Source organism: Ralstonia soli (genome assembly GCF_023955655.1).
In the GTDB taxonomy this organism is placed as follows: domain Bacteria; phylum Pseudomonadota; class Gammaproteobacteria; order Burkholderiales; family Burkholderiaceae; genus Ralstonia; species Ralstonia soli.
Window position 1 is genome coordinate 488,470 of record NZ_JAMXHT010000006.1, and the last position, 19,930, is coordinate 508,399.

The 19,930-nt window shown below is 65.6% G+C and carries 19 protein-coding genes and 1 tRNA gene; 8 read left to right on the forward strand and 12 right to left on the reverse strand.

Annotated features, from left to right (window positions below; all coding sequences use genetic code 11):
- Positions 1-6: 6 nt before the first annotated feature.
- From NG900_RS18225 to NG900_RS18235, 3 genes are read right to left on the reverse strand one after another with little or no spacing between them, the layout of a single operon-like run.
- Positions 7-2,094 (reverse strand): sensor histidine kinase, encoded by a 2,088-nt coding sequence (locus NG900_RS18225; RefSeq protein ID WP_252682767.1) that lies wholly within the window; start codon positions 2,092-2,094, stop codon positions 7-9.
- The gene (locus NG900_RS18230) at positions 2,091-2,357 is read right to left on the reverse strand and encodes a hypothetical protein (RefSeq protein WP_252682768.1); all 267 of its coding nucleotides are present in this window, start codon (positions 2,355-2,357) and stop codon (positions 2,091-2,093) included. The genes NG900_RS18225 and NG900_RS18230 overlap by 4 nt, the downstream gene beginning before the upstream one ends.
- Positions 2,358-2,396: 39 nt before the next feature.
- The gene (locus NG900_RS18235) at positions 2,397-3,305 is read right to left on the reverse strand and encodes a cytochrome C assembly family protein (protein ID WP_252682769.1); all 909 of its coding nucleotides are present in this window, start codon (positions 3,303-3,305) and stop codon (positions 2,397-2,399) included.
- Between the two features lie 175 nt (positions 3,306-3,480).
- On the opposite strand from NG900_RS18235, the gene ffh reads away from it, so the two are divergent.
- The gene (ffh, locus tag NG900_RS18240) at positions 3,481-4,893 is read left to right on the forward strand and encodes a signal recognition particle protein (protein WP_252682770.1); all 1,413 of its coding nucleotides are present in this window, start codon (positions 3,481-3,483) and stop codon (positions 4,891-4,893) included.
- Between the two features lie 39 nt (positions 4,894-4,932).
- On the forward strand, positions 4,933-5,484 hold the full coding sequence (locus tag NG900_RS18245) for a hypoxanthine-guanine phosphoribosyltransferase (protein ID WP_252682771.1): 552 nt from the start codon (positions 4,933-4,935) through the stop codon (positions 5,482-5,484).
- A 69-nt stretch (positions 5,485-5,553) separates the two neighbouring features.
- Here the strand turns inward: NG900_RS18245 and NG900_RS18250 are convergent, their stop codons facing one another.
- The 4 genes from NG900_RS18250 to NG900_RS18265 all read right to left on the reverse strand — a co-directional run bounded on the left by NG900_RS18250 (position 5,554) and on the right by NG900_RS18265 (position 9,582).
- The gene (locus tag NG900_RS18250; protein ID WP_252682772.1) at positions 5,554-6,147 is read right to left on the reverse strand and encodes a MarC family protein; all 594 of its coding nucleotides are present in this window, start codon (positions 6,145-6,147) and stop codon (positions 5,554-5,556) included.
- 13 nt (positions 6,148-6,160) lie between these two features.
- Entirely contained in the window at positions 6,161-7,027 is an 867-nt protein-coding gene (locus tag NG900_RS18255) for a 2OG-Fe(II) oxygenase (protein WP_252682773.1), read from the reverse strand.
- Between the two features lie 66 nt (positions 7,028-7,093).
- Positions 7,094-7,843 carry a lytic transglycosylase domain-containing protein gene (locus tag NG900_RS18260; RefSeq protein WP_252682774.1) on the reverse strand — a complete coding sequence of 250 codons (750 nt, stop codon included), beginning with the start codon at positions 7,841-7,843 and terminating at the stop codon, positions 7,094-7,096.
- A 14-nt stretch (positions 7,844-7,857) separates the two neighbouring features.
- Positions 7,858-9,582, reverse strand: a complete 1,725-nt coding sequence (locus NG900_RS18265) for a proline--tRNA ligase (protein WP_252682775.1) — start codon at positions 9,580-9,582, stop codon at positions 7,858-7,860.
- A 218-nt stretch (positions 9,583-9,800) separates the two neighbouring features.
- Between NG900_RS18265 and NG900_RS18270 the strand changes: the two genes are divergently transcribed.
- Both NG900_RS18270 and NG900_RS18275 read left to right on the forward strand, forming a co-directional pair.
- Positions 9,801-10,523: an RNA pyrophosphohydrolase gene (locus NG900_RS18270; RefSeq protein ID WP_252682776.1), complete on the forward strand. Its 723-nt coding sequence runs from the start codon at positions 9,801-9,803 to the stop codon at positions 10,521-10,523.
- Between the two features lie 5 nt (positions 10,524-10,528).
- Complete coding sequence (locus tag NG900_RS18275; RefSeq protein ID WP_252682777.1) at positions 10,529-11,158, forward strand: CNP1-like family protein; 630 nt, start codon at positions 10,529-10,531, stop codon at positions 11,156-11,158.
- Between the two features lie 89 nt (positions 11,159-11,247).
- Here the strand turns inward: NG900_RS18275 and proB are convergent, their stop codons facing one another.
- From proB to rplU, 4 genes are all read right to left on the reverse strand, one after another.
- Complete coding sequence (gene proB, locus NG900_RS18280) at positions 11,248-12,372, reverse strand: glutamate 5-kinase (protein WP_252682778.1); 1,125 nt, start codon at positions 12,370-12,372, stop codon at positions 11,248-11,250.
- Positions 12,373-12,408: 36 nt separating this feature from the next.
- On the reverse strand, positions 12,409-13,503 hold the full coding sequence (gene obgE / locus NG900_RS18285) for a GTPase ObgE (protein WP_252682779.1): 1,095 nt from the start codon (positions 13,501-13,503) through the stop codon (positions 12,409-12,411).
- A gap of 168 nt (positions 13,504-13,671) precedes the next feature.
- Positions 13,672-13,932: a 50S ribosomal protein L27 gene (gene rpmA, locus NG900_RS18290; RefSeq protein WP_252682780.1), complete on the reverse strand. Its 261-nt coding sequence runs from the start codon at positions 13,930-13,932 to the stop codon at positions 13,672-13,674.
- Positions 13,933-13,982: 50 nt separating this feature from the next.
- On the reverse strand, positions 13,983-14,294 hold the full coding sequence (gene rplU, locus NG900_RS18295) for a 50S ribosomal protein L21 (protein WP_004633023.1): 312 nt from the start codon (positions 14,292-14,294) through the stop codon (positions 13,983-13,985).
- 324 nt (positions 14,295-14,618) lie between these two features.
- On the opposite strand from rplU, the gene ispB reads away from it, so the two are divergent.
- Together ispB and NG900_RS18305 are read left to right on the forward strand one after the other, a co-directional pair.
- Positions 14,619-15,548: an octaprenyl diphosphate synthase gene (gene ispB, locus NG900_RS18300; RefSeq protein WP_252682842.1), complete on the forward strand. Its 930-nt coding sequence runs from the start codon at positions 14,619-14,621 to the stop codon at positions 15,546-15,548.
- Positions 15,549-15,564: 16 nt separating this feature from the next.
- A tRNA-Pro gene (locus NG900_RS18305) sits at positions 15,565-15,641 on the forward strand.
- A 143-nt stretch (positions 15,642-15,784) separates the two neighbouring features.
- Here NG900_RS18305 and NG900_RS18310 read toward each other — a convergent pair.
- A complete protein-coding gene (locus NG900_RS18310; protein ID WP_252682781.1) occupies positions 15,785-16,705 on the reverse strand; it encodes a LysR substrate-binding domain-containing protein in 921 nt (306 codons plus the stop codon).
- 435 nt (positions 16,706-17,140) lie between these two features.
- On the opposite strand from NG900_RS18310, the gene NG900_RS18315 reads away from it, so the two are divergent.
- Positions 17,141-17,614 (forward strand): (2Fe-2S)-binding protein, encoded by a 474-nt coding sequence (locus tag NG900_RS18315; protein WP_252682782.1) that lies wholly within the window; start codon positions 17,141-17,143, stop codon positions 17,612-17,614.
- Positions 17,611-19,872: a xanthine dehydrogenase family protein molybdopterin-binding subunit gene (locus NG900_RS18320; RefSeq protein ID WP_252682783.1), complete on the forward strand. Its 2,262-nt coding sequence runs from the start codon at positions 17,611-17,613 to the stop codon at positions 19,870-19,872. The genes NG900_RS18315 and NG900_RS18320 overlap by 4 nt, the downstream gene beginning before the upstream one ends.
- Positions 19,873-19,930 lie beyond the last annotated feature (58 nt).

Sequence of the window (19,930 nt, forward strand, 5' to 3'; positions counted from 1 at the left end):
GGTGGCTCAATCTGCCGCAGGCACAGCAGGTTGGTCAAACATCAGGGTGATGACGAAGGCGCGGCGCGGCAACGTGCCACGCGCCTCCATGGTCAACGCTCCGGTGCGATCGAGCAAGGATTCCAGCGCGATGGCGCCGTACCGGATCTGCGCATCGTTGGCGCTGCACAACTCGCGCGCCATGTAGAGGCCGAGGCCGGTGCCTTGGGCGTCATTCGTGAAGAACGGCTCGAACAGGCTGCGTTGCTGTTCGGCCGGCACTTCGGGGCCGTCGTTCCAGATGACGAGTTCGGCGTGGGTGTCGTCCAGCGCGTAGGCGGCCAGTTGGATCGAGCCCGGCACGCGGCGGCAATAGCGCAGCGCGTTGTCGAGCATGTTGCCCACCACCTGCTGCAGCTGCGCCGGGTCGAACAGCACCGGCTTGTTCAGGCCCACGGCCACGCGCACGAGGTTCGGGTTGATCTCGGTGGCCTCGCCTGCGCCGCCCGGTGCGGAGGCACCGTTACGGCGCTGCGCTTCGGCGCGCCAGCGCTCGACCACTTCGGGCAGCACCTGCGCAAGCTGCACGCGCACACGCTCACCGCGCGGGCGACGCGAGAGCATCAGCACATCGGCGACCACCTGATCAAGCCGGCGCACGTTGTCGCGAATGATGCGCAACAGGCGTGTCTCCACGCCGGAGCCCTCGGGGCGAGCCTGCTCACCAGCGTCACCGGGGTCATCCAGCAGCTCGGCCGCCTGGCTGATTGCCGCCAGCGGGTTGCGGATCTGGTGCGCAACGCTGGCCACCAGCCGCCCCATCGACGCGAGCTTTTCCTGCTGCGCCTGCTCCGCCACGCGCTCCCAGCTTTCGACGTGGACGAGCACGGTGTCGTGCAACTCGTGCCGCAGGAAGGCCTCGTCGTCGGCCGACCAGCCCTGTGTCATGGCGTCGGCCAATGGAATGCGCGAGCGTGTCTCGCTACCCTCGCCCGGCAAACCCAGGCCGATCCCGCTGAGCAGGCTGTCCAGATAGACACCACGCAGGTTGGCGAGGCTCGGCAGGATGAAACGCAGCCGCAGGCGCGCGCTCAATGTTGCCCGCCCGGCGCGGCCGTGCGGCGCGATCGGCAGCAGATCAAGAATGCGCGGCGCATCGTCGTCGCCGGTGCCGTCGGCGGGGCGGGCCTTGCGGCGCAGCCACTGGCGCAGCATCTCGAGCAGCGGGCGCAGGTGCGGCACGTCCTTCAGGTCGAACAGCATCGCGCCGCTGCCGACAAACGCGTTTTGCGGCACCCCGAGCAGCACGGCCGCCGCCGGGTTGGCGGCCACGACACGGCCATCGGCGCGCACCAGCATCACGCCGTCCTGCATGTCGTAGACCATCAGCCGATTGACGAGCTGCTGCAGGCGCAACTCGCGCTCGCGCGCCATCGTCAGACGCTCCTGCGCGATCTGGCGGTGCGACAGGCCATACATCATCGACGCGGCCATCATGTAGATCAGGCCGTACAGCCCGGCAGACGCCAGCCCCGGCGCGATCACGCCGTCGCCCAGCATCTGCAGGAACGGATCGGCAAGCACCACGATCGACGCGACTGCCGCCGTGAACAGCGCAAACAACAGGCTGGTGAGTGCGCCGGCAGCCAGCACCGGCATCAGCAGCACCATCGCCACGCTGGCCGACATGCGCGAGAGCGTGGCATACGCCAACCCCAGGAACAGCAGATCGAGCATCACATCGAGCCGCACGCGGAACTGGAACCGCGAGCGCCACCAGCCCGACGCCGCCAGAATCAGCACGGCCAGCGCCAGGTACGGCAGCGCCAGGCTGAGCAGTGCTTCGGCATTGGGCAGGCCTGCGCCACCGCTGGACTCGCGCGGCACCATCACGAACAACAGCAGCACCAGCGCCACGGCCGCACGGCTGAAGGCGAAATAGCGCAGCAGGCGCCATTGGAATTCGGGAGGATCGGGCTCCAGCCAGACCGAGCGCAGCGCGCGCCAGGCGTTCAGGCGCGACAACAGACTACGCAAACCGGAGGGCTGGGCCGGTGCGGCATCGTCCGCGCCTGCCGGTTTGGTGTCAGCGGCGCTCGACGCCTCGGGCGTCATGAGGTGCCCCGGTCAGCGTGCTCCGGGCAACGGTAGCGGCCGCCAGCCAACGCAACCATGCCGGTGCGTGGCGCATGCACGCCGCACACCGCACATTGCTCGATGGGCTGGGATGCGCCCACCTCGGGCGCACGCGTGGCCGGCCCTTGACCGCGGGAAGACGTCTGCGCCTGCCCCGAAGACCGGGATGGACGCGCGCCCAGGCGACTCAACCACCACCAGCCGGCGAGCAGCATCAGGATCAGCAGGACAGGACGGGACATGAAAGACAGACAGGTAATGGCGCTGGCGCCGGAAACGCGCTACGCGCGATGCAGGATGACTTCAAGCACGAAGCGGCTGCCCACATACGCCAGCAGCAGAATCGCAAAGGCCGCCATCACCCAGCGCAGCGCCACGCGGCCACGCCAGCCACGAAAACGGCGGCCAATCAGGATGCCGCCGAACATCAGCCACGACAGCACCGCAAAGACGTTCTTGTGATCGAACTGGAAGGCACGATGAAACAGCTGCTCGGAAAACAGCGCGCCCGACGCAATGGTGAGCGTGAGCAGCACGAAGCCCGCACCGATCAGGCGGAACAACAGCTTCTCCAGCGTGAGCAGCGGCGGCAGCAGGTCGAGCCAGCGGCCGAGCCAGCCCGATTCGGCCGGGCGGTTGATGGTATGCAGGCGGCGCTCGGCGGCCAGCATCAGGATCGCGTGGAAGGCTGCCAGCGTGAACAGCCCGTAGGCCACGTTGGCGATGGCGAAGTGCAGCTTGAACAGCGGGCTGGCCGCATAGCCGAGAATCTGCGCGCCCGGAAAGGCCAGCGGCAGCAAGCTGCCGATGAGCGCCACCGGCATCACCAGCAGGCCCAGGCCCGCGAGCGAGAAGAACAGGCTCTCGATCCAGAAGATGCCCACGCCCAGCCACAGCATCGACGACAGCGCATAGGCAAAGCCGAACACCATGGCGCTGGCCGGGAAGATGGTCTCGTGCAGCAGAAGGCCATGGACCCCGAGCGCGACCAGCAACGCCCAGCGCCACCAGGCCGGAGCGGAATCGGCGGAGGCTGGAGGCGGCGGCACCAGCACCGCCGCGCCCGCGGGCTGTCCGCCCGCCATGGCTCCAGCAGCGGCCGGGGCGCCGAGCCCACCGCGTCGCGCCCACGCCGCCCAGGCGAGGGTGCCGTAGAGAAGCGCCGTCAGCGCATACAGTACAATCACCATTTGCACAGTTTACCGCAGCGCACCCGGGTTTTGGCCGGGGCGCCCCCCGCCGAAACCCTCGCCGGGCGGCAACGCAACATGCGCGCATTCAGCACATTCCAGCCGGCGCCAGCCCCATCCGCGCCGGCCAGCTTCTTCCCAATACTGTCCCCAATTCCGGATCCCTCACACTGTCATGCTGGATAACCTGACCCAACGGCTTGCGCGCGTGGTCAAGACCATGCGCGGCGAAGCGCGCCTGACCGAAGCCAACACCGCCGAGATGCTGCGCGAAGTCCGCCTGGCGCTGCTCGAAGCCGACGTAGCGCTGCCGGTCGTGCGCGAGTTCATTGCCCGCGTCAAGGAAAAGGCGCTCGGCGAAGAAGTCATCACGAGCCTCTCGCCCGGCCAGGCGCTGGTCGGCATCGTGCAGCGCGAGCTGACCGCCATCATCGGCGGCCAGGAGGCGCTCGAAGGCGCTGGCAACAACATCATGGGCGGCCGCGCGGCGGAGCTGAACCTCAACGTCACGCCGCCCGCGATCATCCTGATGGCCGGTCTGCAGGGCGCGGGCAAGACCACCACCGTCGGCAAGCTGGCCAAGTGGCTCAAAGAAAACAAGAAGAAGAAAGTGCTGACGGTGTCGTGCGACGTGTATCGCCCCGCCGCCATCGCACAGCTGAAGACCGTCTCCGAACAGGTCGGCGCTGACTTCTTCCCCTCGCAGCCGGACCAGAAGCCGGTCGACATCGCCGCCGCCGCGCTGGACTGGGCCAAGAAGCACTACCACGACGTGCTGATCGTCGATACGGCCGGCCGCCTCGGTATCGACGAGGCGATGATGCAGGAGATCGCCGCGCTGCACGCCACGCTCAAGCCGGCCGAAACGCTGTTCGTGGTCGACGCGATGCTGGGCCAGGATGCGGTGAATACCGCCAAGGCGTTCAACGACACCCTGCCGCTCACGGGCGTGGTACTGACCAAGCTCGACGGCGATGCGCGCGGCGGCGCGGCGCTGTCGGTACGTCACATCACGGGCAAGCCGATCAAGTTCGTCGGCGTGGCCGAAAAGCTCGACGGGCTGGAGCCGTTCTACCCCGACCGCATGGCCCAGCGCATTCTGGGCATGGGCGACATCCTTGCGCTGGTGGAAGAGGCGCAGCGCGGTGTCGACATGGAAGAGGCCCAGAAGCTCGCGGCCAAGATCAAGAAGACCGGCGGCTTCGACCTGGAAGACTTCAAGGCCCAGATCGGCCAGATGAAGAAGATGGGCGGCCTGGGCAGCCTGATCGACAAGCTGCCAGCGCAGATGGCCCAGCAGGCGCAGGGCGCCAACATGGACCAGGCCGAAAAGCAGGTCCGCCGCATGGAAGGCATCATCAATAGCATGACGCCGGCCGAGCGCGCCAAGCCCGAGCTGATCAAGGCAAGCCGCAAGCGCCGCATTGCCGCCGGTGCTGGCGTGCAGGTGCAGGAGGTCAACCGCCTGCTCAACCAGTTCGACCAGATGCAAGGCATGATGAAGAAGCTCAAGGGCGGCGGCATGATGAAGATGATGCGCGCCATGGGCGGCATGAAAGGTGGCATGAAGGGTCTCCTCGGCCGGTAATCTGCCCACACCACACCCCAACGTTTACCAGACCACACGATGCTGAACGCAGAACAGGCCCGCGAACTCTGGGCCAACTCCGAAGAAATCGTCAGCGAAGACGCCGTGCGCGGCTCGCTGGACCGCATGGCGGCCGAGATCACCGAGAAAATCGGCGACACCTTCCCGATGGTGCTGTCGGTGATGGGTGGCGCGTGCGTGTTCACCGGCATGCTGCTGCCCAAGCTGGCGTTCCCGCTGGAGTTCGATTACATCCACCTCTCGCGCTACAACAACCAGACCGTCGGCAGCAAAGAAATGCAATGGCGCGTGGCGCCACGCGAGTCGGTCAAGGGCCGCACGGTGCTGGTGCTCGACGACATCCTCGACGAAGGCGAAACGATGGCCGCCATCCGCTCGCGCATCATCGACATGGGCGCCGCCGAGTTCTACTCCGCCGTGCTGTGCGAGAAGACGCTCGCGAAGGACAAACCGCTGTACCCCGATTTCTGCGGCTTCTCGGTGCCCGACCGCTACGTGTTCGGCTGCGGCATGGATGCCAAGGGCTACTGGCGCAACCTGCCGGCCATCCGCGCGCTCAAAAACACCTGAGGCGGCGCAGGCGCAACAAAAAAAGGGCGACCGTCGAGTCGCCCTTTTTTGTTGTCCGAGGGATTCTGCTCAAAGCTGGTGCGCAAAGATGCGGATGCCTTTAAGCAGCATCTCGACCGAGATCGCCACCAGGATCAGCCCCATCAACCGCTCGAACGCCATGACCGTGCGCTCGCCCACCAGGCGCTGAATGCGCGTGGCACTGAGCAGCACCACGGTGCTCACCGCCATCGTCACGCACAGCGAGCCGACCCACGTCCACATGCGCCCCGGCGCCTGCGACACCAGCAGCATCACCGTGGCCATGGCCGACGGCCCGGCGATGGCGGGAATCGCCAGCGGCACGATGAAGGGCTCGGCGGTAGGCTGCGATTCGGCGGTGCCCTCGCGCGGAAAGATCATGCGCAGCGCGATCAGGAACAGCACGATGCCGCCCGCGATCTGCAGTGACATGTCGGTCAGGCTCATCATGCGCAGGAAGCTCTCGCCGAAGAACATGAAGACGAGCAGCAGCACGAATGCGATGCCCACCTCGCGCAGCACAACGCGGTTGCGGCGCTCGGGCGCCACTGGCCGCAGCGCCGAGATGAAGATGGGAATATTGCCGAGCGGATCGGTGATCAGCACCAGCAGGACGGTCGCTGAGACGAACGTGTATTCCATCGTCGGGCGTCAATCAGGCGCCGCGTCGGTATGGCCGCTCGCGCAGCCATTTGGTGGCGATCCACTTCTCGCCGCGCTCGACCGGCAGGCCGGCATGCAGCGTGGCTTCATCCAGCGTGCCATCGGGGCGCTTGTAGACGAAGAAGACGGCGTTGCCCTTGACCGGCGCCACTTCCAGCCCGAGCTTCGGAAAGCCCGTCGCACCGCCCGCCTGCACGCTGTTCAGATAGATGACCATGGTGGCCACGCGCTGGCCGCCGACTTCAAGCTGGCGCGCCTCGCCGGTACGGCCCGGGTTGAAGAAATCGAAATGCGGCTGGTATTCGCCGCCGGGCTGGTAGTTCAGCACCTGGAAACCTTCACCGTGTTCGACCGGCACGCCCACGGCCTGCGCGATACGTGCCTCGATCCGGGCGATCAGCGGATGCTCCCCCACCTGGAACATCGCGCCCTGGCTGGTGCGGGCCGAGATCAGGTTTTCCTCGCCCGTCTCGGGATTCACCACGGGCGAGCGCTTGAGCCGGCTGCGCCCGATGGCGATCAGCTGGTCACACTCGTCGTCCGAAAGAAAGTGCTGGAACAGCACGATACGCGGCGTCTCGATCGCAAACAGGATGGGAATCTCGCCATCGGCGGTACGGACCGCGTTGCTGTTCTCGACCGGTTCGTCGGCAGCGGGCGCGGGCACCGGGGCCACGGCGGGGGCCGGTGCGCGGGCAGCAAGCGCCTCGTCCACGACGCGGCGCGCGAAGGCGCGGTCATAGCCGGATTGCACCATCGAGGCCACCAGCGAGTCGGCCTCGAAACCTTCGGTCACGTGACGCTGCAGCCAGTCGCGCAGCGCGTCAGACATGGTCGCGTACGGTTGAGTGGTGGTCATGCGCAGTAGGAGAGGCGGGCAGCGAAAGATGGCCCTATTGTAGGCCGACCGCCCGCCGGCAGCGGATCAGGAACCGCCAGCAATACGCAGCGGCGAGAACGGATTGCGCGCCGGCACTTCCGGCAGCGCCTTGGCGCGCGGGGCAGGTGCGGCGGGCTCGGCCGGAACCGGCGCCGACACCGTTATCGCGCTCGACGCCTGGTACTGCCAGCGCTTCCACGCCGCCAGCACGGCATTCGGATACTGCGGCTGGCCGCGGCTGCCGTTATAGCGGCCCAGCGCCAGGTACAGATTGCCGCCTTCCATATCGAGGTAATGGCGCAGGATCGTGCAGCCGTAGCGCAGGTTGCTCTGCAGGTGGAAGAGCTTGCGCGCGTCGTTGTCGCCGATGCTGCGCGTCCAGAACGGCATCACCTGCATCAGACCCATCGCGCCCGCGCTGCTGATGGCGTACTTGCGGAAGCCGCTTTCCACCTGGATGAGGCCGAGCACCAGCGCCGGGTCGAGCCCCGCGCGCTTGGCCTCGTAATACGCGGTTTCGATCAGCTCGACGCGCACCGACGCCTGCGGGATCTTGCCCGACATGCGCACCGACATCTCGGCCAGCCAGCGCAGGTAGCCGAGCTGCTCGTCATTGCTGGCGAACACCGGGCGCAGCGGCCGGCTGTCGGCCACGGCGGCGGACAGCGCGCTGCGCACGGAGTCCGCCAGATATTCCTCTTTCTGAGCACCCGCCCACGCCGCCTGCGTGCCAGCCAGCAGCGCCCCCGCGCACAGCGCAGCGGCAATCAGGCGGACGGCGAGGAGGCGACGCATGCGAGGCTGTCCTTTTATTGCGCGAGGCGCGCCTTCAGCGTGGCCAGCACATCGGCCGGGGCCACGGCGGTGGCGGCTTCGTCGCGGCGGCCCTGGAATTCCAGCTTGCCTTCCTTCAGGCCGCGATCGCCCACCACCACACGGAACGGCACGCCGATCAGCTCCCAGTCGGCGAACATCGCGCCGGGGCGCTCGCCGCGGTCGTCCAGGATCACGTCGAAGCCGGCCGCGACCAGCTCAGCGTGCAGGCGATCGGCTTCTTCGCGCACCGCGTCGGAGCGGTCGTAGCCCACCGGGCAGATCACCATCTGGAACGGCGCGATCGCCGCCGGCCAGATGATCCCGCGCGCATCGTAGTTCTGCTCGATCGCCGCGCCCAGAATACGCGTGACGCCGATGCCGTAGCAGCCCATCACCATCGGCTGGGTCTTGCCGTTTTCATCGAGGAACGTGGCGTTCATCGCTTCCGAATACTTCGTGCCGAGCATGAAGACGTGGCCGACTTCAATGCCGCGGCAGACCGCCAGCGTGCCCTTGCCGTCGGGCGAGGCATCGCCCACCACGACGTTGCGCAGGTCATGGACTTCGGGCTCGGGCAGGTCGCGGCCCCAGTTCACGCCGGTGTAGTGGTAATCCTCTTCGTTGGCGCCGATGACAAAGTCGCTCATGGCCGCCACGGTGCGGTCCGCCACCACCTTGACCGGCTGCTTGGTGCCGATCGGGCCCAGGTAGCCCGGGGGCGTACCGAACGTGCGCAGGATCTCGCCTTCGGTCGCAAAGCGGAAACCGGCCAGGCCCGGCACCTTCGATGCCTTGATCTCGTTGAGTTCGTGATCGGCGCGCAGCAGCAGCAGCCAGATCTGCGGCTCGCTACCCTCGACATCCGTGGCCAGCACGATGGACTTGACGTTGCGCTCCAGCGCAATGCCCAGCTGCTCGGCAACGGCCTCGCACTTGGTGCGGCCCGGCGTGTGCGTCTTGGTCAGCGCCTCGCTGGCGGCAGCGCGCGGCGTGCTCGGCGCCACGGCCTCGGCGGCCTCGATGTTGGCGGCGTAGTCTGACGTCGGGCAGTAGACGATGGCGTCTTCGCCCGTGTCGGCAATCACGTGAAATTCCTGCGAGCCCGAACCGCCGATGGCACCGTTGTCCGCCGCCACCGCGCGGAATTCCAGCCCGAAGCGCTGGAAGATGCGCATGTAAGCGTCGAACATCTTCTGGTACGAGACCTTCAGGCCTTCCGCATCGCGATCGAAGGAGTATGCGTCCTTCATGGTGAATTCGCGGCCGCGCATGATGCCGAAGCGCGGGCGGCGCTCGTCGCGGAACTTAGTCTGGATCTGGTAGAAGTTGACCGGCAACTGCTTGTACGAGCGGATTTCGGTGCGGGCGATGTCCGTCACCACTTCTTCCGAGGTCGGCTGGATAACGAAGTCGCGCTGGTGGCGATCCTTGAAGCGCAGCAGTTCGTCGCCCATCTTGTCCCAGCGGCCGGTCTCCTGCCACAGCTCGCCCGGCTGCACCACCGGCATCAGCACTTCCACCGCGCCGGCGGCGTTCATCTCCTCGCGCACGATCTGCTCGACCTTGCGGATCACGCGCAGACCCACGGGCATGTACGTATAGAGGCCCGCGCCGAGCTTCTTGATCATGCCGGCACGCATCATCAACTTGTGCGACACGATCTCCGCGTCGGAGGGCGCTTCCTTGAGCGTGGAAATGAAGAATTGGGACGCTTTCATGCGACTGACAATAAGGGATGGCGCGGCGAGGCAAAGCCGCGAAAACAAGGGCAAAAGCCACCGGAATCAGGAGATGGAACGAGGCGCCTGACGCACTTTCATGTGATCGGCACCCTCCCCCAGGAGGCGCGAGTGAGCGGCAACATTCGGCTTGTGTGACAGCCGGACGACGGGCCGCTCTATAATCGGCGTAATTCTAAAGTATTCGAGGTGCAGTCATGCTCGATCGTGAAGGCTTCCGCCCGAACGTCGGCATCATCCTCATCAACGCAAGAAACGAGGTGTTCTGGGGCAAGCGCATCGGCGAGCACTCCTGGCAGTTTCCACAAGGCGGCATCAAGTACGGTGAGACACCCGAACAGGCGATGTTCCGCGAACTGCACGAAGAAGTCGGCCTGTTGCCAGAACACGTCCGGATCGTCGGTCGCACGCGCGACTGGCTGCGGTATGAGGTGCCGGACAAGTTCATCCGCCGCGAGATACGCGGCCACTACCGGGGCCAGAAACAGATCTGGTTCCTGCTGCGCATGGTCGGTCGCGATTGCGACATCCAGTTGCGCGCCACTGAGCATCCGGAATTCGATGCTTGGCGGTGGAGCCAGTACTGGGTGCCGCTCGAGGCCGTGATCGAGTTCAAGCGCGAGGTGTATCAACTGGCGCTGTCGGAGCTGTCGCGCTTCGTGCAGCGGCAGAGTCGCGCGCCGCTCTCGCCGTATGGGCGCGGTGGGCAGCACCGAGAGCGCGATGGGCGTGACCATCGCGATGGCCGCGAACGTTCCGCCAGCCAAGGCGAGCGCCCCGACCACAACGCTCGCGAACAACGCACGCAACCGGCATTGACCGTCACCACCACAACCACGGTGATCGTCGAAACGGTGAGCGTGTCCGCGCCAGCCTCCTCTTCCAACCCCGACGACACACCGTCCAAGGACAATTCGTGACTCTGATGACGACGACACGTGGAGCGCACCGCGCTCTCGTGCCGCTCGCGCTGGCGGCTGCGCTGGCGTTGACGGCATGTGGCCACAACCGCACCGGCGACCTCGAAGACAAGCTGTTGATGGACCCGTTCAACGACAAGCCCTTCAAGGAAGACGCTGTCACCTTCCCCGCCCCGCCGGTCGATCGTGATGCCGTGCCGTTCGACGTGGGCGGCCGCAATGATTCGCCGTTGCGCTTCGCCATCGACCCGAAGTCTGTATCGATCGGCACAGACAACGTGGTGCGCTACACCGTGCTGATCACCAGCAAGACCGGCGCGCGCAACGTCAACTACGAAGGCCTGCGTTGCGATACGGCCGAGCGCCGCATCTACGCCACGCTGCGCAACGATACCAACCAGTGGATCGGCAACCGCGCAGTGGACATGAACGAAACCGCCAATACCGAATCCGCCAGCATGAACGCCTACAAGGCCGCCACCGATTGGCAGCGTGTCGGCAATGGCGGGCCGACGGACTATGCCTCGGCACTGATGCGCTCGTACTTCTGCGACGTCCGGGCGGTGGCGGGAGACGGGAAAGCCTCCACGCTGGTGCGGCGGTTGGGCGAGGCCGGGCGCTATTACGGCCCGTAACCGCAAGGCTTGAGACGGGCATTGTCCCGGTCAAACAAAAAAGGCCAACCTCGCGAGGGGTTGGCCTTTGTTTTTGGCGCGTAGCCCGATCAGAGCAGCACCAGGTTGTCCCGGTGCACCAGCTCAGCGGCACTCACATAGCCCAGCACCGCTTCGATCTCCGAAGATGCCTTGCGCGCAATCAACCGGGCCTCGGCGGATGAGTAGTTCGTCAGCCCGCGCGCCACTTCGCGCCCGGCAGCGTCCACGCAGGAAATCACCTCGCCGCGTGCAAACTCGCCCTGCACTTCCGTCACGCCGATCGGCAGCAACGACTTGCCGCCGGCGGTGAGCTTCTCCACCGCGCCGGCATCGAGCACCACGCGGCCACGCAACTGCAGGTGATCGATCATCCATTGCTTGCGTGCGGCCATGCGTCCGGTCGGCGCGCGCAGTTGCGTGCCGATGGCCTCGCCGCTGGCCAGCCGCGCCAGCACATCGGTTTCGCGGCCCGAAGCAATGATGGTGTGGGCGCCGGACTTGGCCGCGCGCTTGGCCGCCAGGATCTTCGTCAGCATGCCGCCCTTGCCGATGCTCGAACCGGCACCGCCGGCCATCTGCTCCAGATCGGGCGTGCCGGCCTGGGCTTCGTCAACGAAGCGGGCGTTTGGGTCCTTGCGCGGGTCGGCCGTGTACAGGCCGCGCTGGTCGGTCAGGATGATCAGCGCATCGCCTTCGATCAGGTTGGTGACGAGCGCGCCCAGCGTGTCGTTGTCGCCGAACTTGATTTCGTCGGTGACGACCGTGTCGTTCTCGTTGATGATCGGCACCACGCCCAGGCTCAGCAGCGTGAGCAGCGTGGAGCGCGCGTTGAGATAGCGCTCGCGGTCGGCCAGGTCGCCATGCGTGAGCAGCACCTGCGCGGTGCGGATGCTGTGTCGCGCGAACTCCGATTCATATACCTGCGCCAGGCCCATCTGCCCGACAGCGGCAGCCGCCTGCAACTCGTGGATTTCCTTCGGGCGCTTGGCCCAGCCCAACCGCTGCATGCCCTCGGCGATGGCGCCGGAGCTGACCAGCACGACTTCCTTGCCGGCCGCCCGTAGCGCCGCGATCTGCGCGGCCCAGCGGGCGATGGCAGCTTGGTCCAGACCGCGACCATCGTTGGTGACCAGGCTGGAACCGACCTTGACGACAAGGCGGCGCGCATCGGCAATCAGCGAATGCAGGGCCATGGTGGGCGTGTCTCCGAATGGTGTTGTGTGTGGTGTTCAGGCTTGATCGTCGTGATCGACGTTGTGCAGCGTCGGATCCAGGCGCAGGTCGGGCGCAGCCGCGGCGGCGTCCTCTTCGGCGCGCAGCTCGTCGAGGTATTCCTGGATCGCATGAACCAGCGCCTGCGTGCCTTCGTGCGTCAGCGCAGAAATGCGGTGCACCGGGCCCTTCCACTTGAAGCGCTTCACGAAGTCCTTCACGCGCGCTTCGCGTTCGTCCTCGGGCACCATGTCGAGCTTGTTGAGCACCAGCCAGCGCGGCTTGTCATACAGCTCGGGGTCGTACTTCTTCAGCTCGCCAACGATGGCCTTGGCTTCGGCGACCGGGTCGACGCTCTCGTCAAACGGGGCGAGATCCACCACGTGCAGCAGCACACGCGTGCGCTGCAGGTGGCGCAGGAACTGGTGGCCGAGGCCCGCGCCCTCTGCCGCACCTTCGATCAGGCCAGGAATGTCGGCCACCACGAACGACTTCGACGGGCCCGTGCGCACCACACCCAGGTTTGGGTGCAGCGTCGTGAACGGGTAATCGGCAATCTTCGGGCGCGCGTTGGAGATGGCCGTGATCAGCGTGGACTTGCCGGCATTCGGCATGCCGAGCAGACCCACATCGGCGAGCACCTTCAGCTCCAGGCGCAGGTTGCGACGCTCGCCCGGCTTGCCGTCGGTCTTCTGGCGCGGCGCGCGGTTGGTACTCGACTTGAAGTGGATATTGCCCCACCCACCCTCGCCGCCGCGCGCCAGGCACAGGCGCTGCCCGTCGACCGTCAGGTCGGCGATCAACTCTTCCGTGTCGGCATCGTAGATGGCAGTGCCGACGGGCAAGCGCAGGGTGATGTCCTCACCGGCGGCGCCGTAACAATCGGCGCCACGGCCGTTTTCGCCGTTGCGCGCCAGGTGCTTCTTGGCGAAACGGTAGTCGATCAGGGTGTTGATGTTGCGGTCGGCCACGGCCCATACGCTGCCGCCGCGCCCACCGTCGCCACCGTCGGGGCCACCGAACGGGACGAATTTCTCGCGGCGCATCGAGGCGCTGCCGTTGCCGCCGTCACCAGCGATCACTTCAATCCGGGCTTCGTCGATGAACTTCATGGAGGTCTCCGCCCGTGCGGCATCGCACGGCAGGTAAGAAAAGGAGAATGGTGCTAGCAGAACGCGCCTGGCGATATCGTACCGTTCAGGACACGGGCTTACGTTGTGTTAGCACCAGAAACAAAAAAGCCCCGCACGTATGCGGGGCCTTTTGACTACAAGGCTGAATCAGGCCGCCGGAACAACGTCGACGAACTGCTTCTTGCCTTCGCCGCGGGTGGCGAACTTCACGTGGCCATCGACCAGCGCGAAGAGGGTGTGGTCCTTGCCCATGCCCACGTTCACGCCAGCGTGCGTGCGGGTACCGCGTTGGCGAATGATGATGCCGCCAGCGTTGATCGCTTGGCCGCCAAACACCTTCACGCCCAGGCGCTTCGACTCGGAATCGCGGCCGTTCCGGGTGGAACCGCCGCCTTTTTTCTGTGCCATGACTGAACTCCTATCCGGTTACGTAATTGCCGTAAATGCGCGACGCAGCCTTAGGCCACGATCGAGTCGATACGCAACTCGGTGTAATTTTGACGATGCCCTTGGCGCTTTTGATAGTGCTTACGACGGCGCATCTTGAAGATGTGCACTTTGTCGTGACGACCGTGGGAGATGACGGTGGCTTTGACGGCAGCCCCGCTCACCAGCGGCGCACCAACCTTGAGTTGGTCGCCGGCGCCCACTGCGAGCACCTGGTCAAGCGTGATTTCTGCGCCAACGTCCGCCGGTATCTGTTCTACTTTCAGTTTTTCGCCAGCAGCAACCTTGTATTGCTTACCGCCGGTTTTTACGACCGCGTACATTGTCGGACCTCGATAAAAGAACTAAAACGTGACTCTTGTGCCACTCGCCATCTGCCTGCGCAGACAGCGGACACAGAGAACTCGCAACTATACAAGAAAAACCCAAGTAAATCAAAGACTAAAGCGTGCCCGCCGCACAACGGCCTGCGGTGGCGCTCCGCAGCGCCAGGCACGTCGGGCAGCGCCCAGGCTTGCTCTATAATCTCGCGGTTTTTGCGCCGCACCGATCGCGCGCAAGTTGATCATCCGCCACACCGCCCTCCGCCGGAATTCGCCTTGACCCAGACCTCCGCCTCCGTCCTGCTCGCCCCCGTCGCTGAAGACATGCGTGCCGTCGATGCCGTGATCCGGCGCCGCCTCGGCTCGGAGGTGGTCCTGATCAACCAGATCGGCGAATACATCATCAGCGCCGGCGGCAAGCGCTTGCGTCCGGTGATTCTGCTGCTGGTGGCAAACGCGCTCGGCTACAAGGGTGAGCACCACCACGAGCTGGCGGCCGTGGTCGAGTTCATCCACACGGCCACGCTGCTGCACGACGACGTGGTCGATGAATCGGACCTGCGCCGCGGCCGCAAAACGGCCAACGCCGTGTTCGGCAACGCGGCCAGCGTGCTGGTGGGTGACTTCCTGTATTCGCGCGCCTTCCAGATGATGGTGCAGGCCAACAGCATGCGCATCATGCAGATCCTGGCCGATGCAACGAACATCATTTCCGAAGGCGAGGTCCTGCAGCTGCTGAACATGCACGACCCGGACGTCACGGAAGAACGCTACCTGCAAGTCATCCGCTACAAGACCGCCAAGCTGTTCGAGGCGGCTGCGCAGATCGGCGCGGTGCTCTCGGGCGCGGATGCCGCCACCGAAGAGGCCGCCGCTGAGTACGGCCGCCGCATCGGCACCGCGTTCCAGATCGTCGACGACCTGCTCGACTACACCGCCACCGCCGACCAGATGGGCAAGAACGCCGGCGACGACCTGCGCGAAGGCAAACCAACGCTGCCGCTCATCCACCTGCTGCGCAACGGCACGGAAGAGCAACGCGCGCTGGTGCGCCAGGCCGTCGAGCAAGGCGGCACGGAACATTTCGATGCAATCTTCGCGGCCATTCAGGCTTCCGGCGCGCTGGAGTACACGCGCCAGGCGGCCGAGCGCGAGGCCGCTGCAGCCGAAACCGCAGCAAATGCATTACCCCCTTCCCTTTTCCGCCAGACGCTGATAGACTTGTGTGCTTTCTCGCTGCAACGTCAGTCCTGACGCAGCAATGAGATTTCGGGGTGTAGCTTAGCCTGGTAGAGCGCTACGTTCGGGACGTAGAGGCCGGAGGTTCGAATCCTCTCACCCCGACCAAATACCATCGCCCGGAATGCCGCGACGGTCCTCATCAAGAGGTCGTCAAGGTGTTCCGGGCGATTTCATTTGGGGTGCTGCCTTTGCACTGCGTCGATCCCAGCTTTCGACTCTGCGGCGCCCTTCCTGACCCACTCCGCCCATCAGCCATCGTCATCCTGCCTGGCGGTCAGTTCACTACGCCACTCCTCGGTCACTTGTGCGAGGAGCGCGAGGAAGCGGTCGAGCGCAGGCAGCGCGTCATCCCGGCGGATCGTGGCGTAGAGGTCGGCGCTCAACGATGGCGCCTTGATAGGCACGAAGGCGACGTTCTCGCGCGGCGTGGTCGACAGCGACTGCGGCAGAACGCTCACGCCAACCCCCGCCCCCACCAGACTCAACACGGTTTCCGGATCAATGGATTCGTGCAGCACGCGCGGATGGAAACCATCGCGCATGCACGCCGACAGTACATCGCGCATGACCGGACTTTGCGTATTCAGCAAGACAAACGATTCGTCGGCCAGCGCGCTCAGGCTGAGGCTGGAACGTTTGGAGGCCAACGGATGCTGCGCGCTCAACGCGACCACCAGCGGTTGCGGATAGACCAGGATCGACTTCAACTCGTCGCGTGAGGACGCATTGCATGCGAAGCCGACATCGATCTGGCCACGCACAAGGGCATCCGCCTGCCGGTCGGGCAGCAGTTCGTGCAGCGTCCACTCCACAGCGGGATGGTGCTTCTGAAACGCGTGCATGGTTCGCGGCAGCGGGCCGTACATGACCGAGTTGATGATGCCGATCCGCAGATAACCCTCCAGCCCATCGGCGACGCGGCGCACGAATTTCTCAACCGAATCGCAATCGCTGACGATGCTGCGTGCGCGCACGAGCAGCGCCTCGCCTGCGCGCGTCAGGCGTGCGCCATGTCGCCCACGCACGAACAACGTGACGCGCAGCGACGCCTCCAGCGCCTTGATCTGTTGGCTCAGCGGCGGTTGCGAGATATGCAGCCGTTCGGCGGCGCGGCTGAAATTGCCCTCTTCCGCCACGGAAATGAAGTAACGCAGTTGCCGGATGTCCATAGAGATCTCTGGCGCGTGGATATCGCAATAGTGCCGGAAAGCCCCGGCACGCAATCGGGCGGCCTGCCGCGAGCGCGTTCCGTAGTCGAGAGCACCGCCGAAAGCGGCGGAGGGCCCATCGACGCCACCGACGGCACGCCAACCATGAGCAATCTCCCGTTGAACGCTCGCGGCATTGCACCGCTGCTGTTCAATCGACCGCTTCTACCCACACGGCGATGATGCGGTTCGCAGAAATCGGCTGTCAACGCAGGGCATCCCCCGGTGGGCATCCATATGCATTTCATATCGATAGCAGACCAAAATCATATTTATCAGAATGCATCGACGTACATATGCTTGTCCGTGCTTATTCGTCCACCGGTAGACCGGCAGCGACGGAGCACCCGGCCTGAATCATGCGTTGCCGCACCAGACGGCGACCTTGGAGACAAGATGACAACCCTCAAAGTGAACGGTGTGGAGCACCGCGTCGATCTGCCGGACGACACGCCGCTGCTATGGGTCCTGCGCGACGAGATGGAGCTGACTGGCACCAAGTTCGGTTGCGGCATGGGTCTGTGCGGTGCGTGCACCGTGCATGTCGACGGCGCGCCCATGCGTGCTTGCCAGTTGCCGCTCAGCGCGGTGGACAACAAGAACGTGACCACGATCGAAGGGCTGGGTAAGCCTGCCGAAATGCACGTCGTCCAGCTTGCCTGGCAGAAGGAAAGCGTGCCGCAGTGCGGCTATTGCCAGTCGGGCCAGATCATGTCGGCGGCCGCACTGCTGCGCAACAAGCACAACCCGAGCGATGCCGACATCGACGCGGCCATGTCGGGCAACATCTGCCGTTGCGGCACGTACGACCGCATCCGGCAGGCCATCCACACCGCCGCTGCCATGCTGCGCACCGGGGAGAAAGCATGATGCGCCATCCGAACGCACGTCCCGATGGCGCTGCGAGCCCCACGCGCCCCGACAGCACCGCGCGCCGCCGTTTCCTGCAGACGGGCGCAGCACTGCTCGGCGGCATGCTGCTGGAACTCCATGCGAACGGCATCGGCATCGTGCGGGCAGACGCGGCCCTCACGGCCGGTGGCTTCACCCCGAACGCGTGGGTCCGCATTGCGCCAGACGGCGAGATCTGGCTCGTGTCGCACAAGTTCGACAGCGGCACCGGGGTGAAGAACGCGTTGGGGTTGATCCTCGCGGAAGAGCTCGACGCGGATTGGAGCCAGGTCAAGGTGATCGCGCCGAACGATCCGCTCGCCAAGGCCTACCTCCACCCGCTATGGGGCATGCACGCAACCGGCGGCAGCACGAGCGTGTCCCTCGAATGGGACAAGCTCCGCCATGCCGGCGCGACTGCCCGCGCGATGCTGGTGGCAGAAGCCGCCAAGCGCTGGGATGTGGCGGCCGCCACGTGCACCGCATCCAACAGCCGCGTGTCGCATCCGGCCACCGGGCGCTCGATCTCGTACGGCGAACTGGCCGAAGGCGCCGCTGCACAACCGGTACCAACCAACGTCAAGCTCAAAGACCCGAAGGATTTCGTCCTCGTCGGCAAGCCTCGCCCGAGCTACCGCATCGTCGACAAGGTCACGGGGCGCGCCGAATACGCGATCGACGTGAAGGTGCCCGGCATGCTGACCGCCATCGTCGTCCACCCGCCGGTGGTCAATGCGAAGGTGGTGTCGTTCAACGCGGCCGACGTGAAGGCGATGCCGGGCGTGCGCGATGTGTTCGCACTGGAGATCCCCGAGTCCATCGCGCACTTCCGTCCTGACCGCCCGCCGAGCACGGTGGACAATGGCGCCTGCCAGGCAGGCGTGGCGATCGTGGCGGACACGTTCTGGGCGGCACAGCGCGCACGCAAGACGCTGAAGGTCCAATGGTCGGACAGCGCCATGGCGCGCTTCAACTCCGACGACGTGATCACCGACATGAAGGCCCATGCGGATGATGCAGGGCTCAAGTCGAAGACCAAGGGCGATGCGGCGGGCCTGCTGCAGTCGCCCGGCAATCACGTGATGGAAGCCACGTACACCATGCCGTACAAGGCCCACGCGCAGATGGAACCGCTCAGCGTGGTGGCCTGGGTAAAGCCGGACGAGGTGGAGTACTGGGGCGGGATCCAGGTGCCGTCTCGCTGCGCGCAGGCGGCGCAGACCATCGCGGGCGTGCCGCGTTCGCGCGTGCGCATTCATCTGACGGAGGCCGGCGGCAGCTTTGGGGCCCGCGAAGGGCTGCACCAGATCCTGGAAGCAACGTTCATTTCGAAGCGTGTGGGCAAGCCAGTCAAGCTGCTGTACAGCCGTGAGGACGACATCCAGGCACTGTTCTATCACGCGGCCACCGTGCACAAGGCGCGTGCGGCGCTCGATGCTTCCGGCCAGATTCAGGCGATGAGCTTGCGCGCCGTGGTGCCGTCGATCAAGGAGCCCGACGATCCCGGTTTCCTCGCCAAATTCCCCGTCGACCCAAGCTGCACCGAGGGCATGCGCGACGACTTCTATTACGACCTGCCCGCGCTTGACCTGGCCTGGGTGCGCCACGAACCGGGCTTCCCGATCTGGTGGTGGCGCGCGGTGAGCTACGTGCCGAACATCTTCGCCATCGAGAGCATCGTCGATGAAGCCGCCCACGCGGCCAAGCGGGACCCGGTGGCGTATCGGCTTGCCATGCTGCAGAGCCGGCCCGGCTTGCAAGCCGTGCTCGAACGCGCGGCAAAGCTGTCCGGTTGGGGCAAGCGCAAGGCCGAGGGGCATGGGCTCGGGGTGGCCGTCTACGAGGGCTACAAGAGCGACATCGCCATCGTGGCGGACGTGCGCGTGCACGGTTCCGACATCGCCGTTGAGCACGTGACCTGCGTGGTTGACTGCGGCATTGCCGTGGACCCCGACTCCGTGAGGCAACAGCTGGCCGGTGGCATCCACTGGGGCGTATCGACTGCGCTGTTCAACGCCGTGCACATCAAGGACGGAACAGTGCAGGAGAGCAACTTCCACGACTACCGTGTGGTGCGGATCAACGAGGCGCCCAAGGTGACCATCGAGCTGATGCCGTCCGGGCGCGCACCGGCCGGTGTCGGCGAGCTATCCAACCCGCCGGTGGTGCCGGCCATCGGCAACGCCATCTTCTCGGCCACGGGTCACCGTCTGCGCGCAACGCCCTTCACGCTTTAGGTTCAAGACCCCGCCCACCCCGGGGCGGAGGATCGGGGAAGGCACGCCCGCCTTCCCA

What these genes read in the sequence shown, in the direction of transcription:
- rplU (WP_004633023.1), bottom strand. Translation starts at nt 14,294, where the DNA reads ATGTACGCGGTCGTAAAAACCGGCGGTAAGCAATACAAGGTTGCTGCT.
- ispB (WP_252682842.1), top strand. Translation starts at nt 14,619, where the DNA reads ATGCGTGCCGTCGATGCCGTGATCCGGCGCCGCCTCGGCTCGGAGGTG.
- NG900_RS18255 (WP_252682773.1), bottom strand. Translation starts at nt 7,027, where the DNA reads ATGACCACCACTCAACCGTACGCGACCATGTCTGACGCGCTGCGCGAC.
- NG900_RS18320 (WP_252682783.1), top strand. Translation starts at nt 17,611, where the DNA reads ATGATGCGCCATCCGAACGCACGTCCCGATGGCGCTGCGAGCCCCACG.
- NG900_RS18275 (WP_252682777.1), top strand. Translation starts at nt 10,529, where the DNA reads ATGACGACGACACGTGGAGCGCACCGCGCTCTCGTGCCGCTCGCGCTG.
- NG900_RS18245 (WP_252682771.1), top strand. Translation starts at nt 4,933, where the DNA reads ATGCTGAACGCAGAACAGGCCCGCGAACTCTGGGCCAACTCCGAAGAA.
- obgE (WP_252682779.1), bottom strand. Translation starts at nt 13,503, where the DNA reads ATGAAGTTCATCGACGAAGCCCGGATTGAAGTGATCGCTGGTGACGGC.
- NG900_RS18260 (WP_252682774.1), bottom strand. Translation starts at nt 7,843, where the DNA reads ATGCGTCGCCTCCTCGCCGTCCGCCTGATTGCCGCTGCGCTGTGCGCG.
- NG900_RS18265 (WP_252682775.1), bottom strand. Translation starts at nt 9,582, where the DNA reads ATGAAAGCGTCCCAATTCTTCATTTCCACGCTCAAGGAAGCGCCCTCC.
- rpmA (WP_252682780.1), bottom strand. Translation starts at nt 13,932, where the DNA reads ATGGCACAGAAAAAAGGCGGCGGTTCCACCCGGAACGGCCGCGATTCC.
- ffh (WP_252682770.1), top strand. Translation starts at nt 3,481, where the DNA reads ATGCTGGATAACCTGACCCAACGGCTTGCGCGCGTGGTCAAGACCATG.
- NG900_RS18270 (WP_252682776.1), top strand. Translation starts at nt 9,801, where the DNA reads ATGCTCGATCGTGAAGGCTTCCGCCCGAACGTCGGCATCATCCTCATC.
- NG900_RS18250 (WP_252682772.1), bottom strand. Translation starts at nt 6,147, where the DNA reads ATGGAATACACGTTCGTCTCAGCGACCGTCCTGCTGGTGCTGATCACC.
- NG900_RS18315 (WP_252682782.1), top strand. Translation starts at nt 17,141, where the DNA reads ATGACAACCCTCAAAGTGAACGGTGTGGAGCACCGCGTCGATCTGCCG.
- NG900_RS18235 (WP_252682769.1), bottom strand. Translation starts at nt 3,305, where the DNA reads ATGGTGATTGTACTGTATGCGCTGACGGCGCTTCTCTACGGCACCCTC.
- NG900_RS18310 (WP_252682781.1), bottom strand. Translation starts at nt 16,705, where the DNA reads ATGGACATCCGGCAACTGCGTTACTTCATTTCCGTGGCGGAAGAGGGC.
- NG900_RS18225 (WP_252682767.1), bottom strand. Translation starts at nt 2,094, where the DNA reads ATGACGCCCGAGGCGTCGAGCGCCGCTGACACCAAACCGGCAGGCGCG.
- NG900_RS18230 (WP_252682768.1), bottom strand. Translation starts at nt 2,357, where the DNA reads ATGTCCCGTCCTGTCCTGCTGATCCTGATGCTGCTCGCCGGCTGGTGG.
- proB (WP_252682778.1), bottom strand. Translation starts at nt 12,372, where the DNA reads ATGGCCCTGCATTCGCTGATTGCCGATGCGCGCCGCCTTGTCGTCAAG.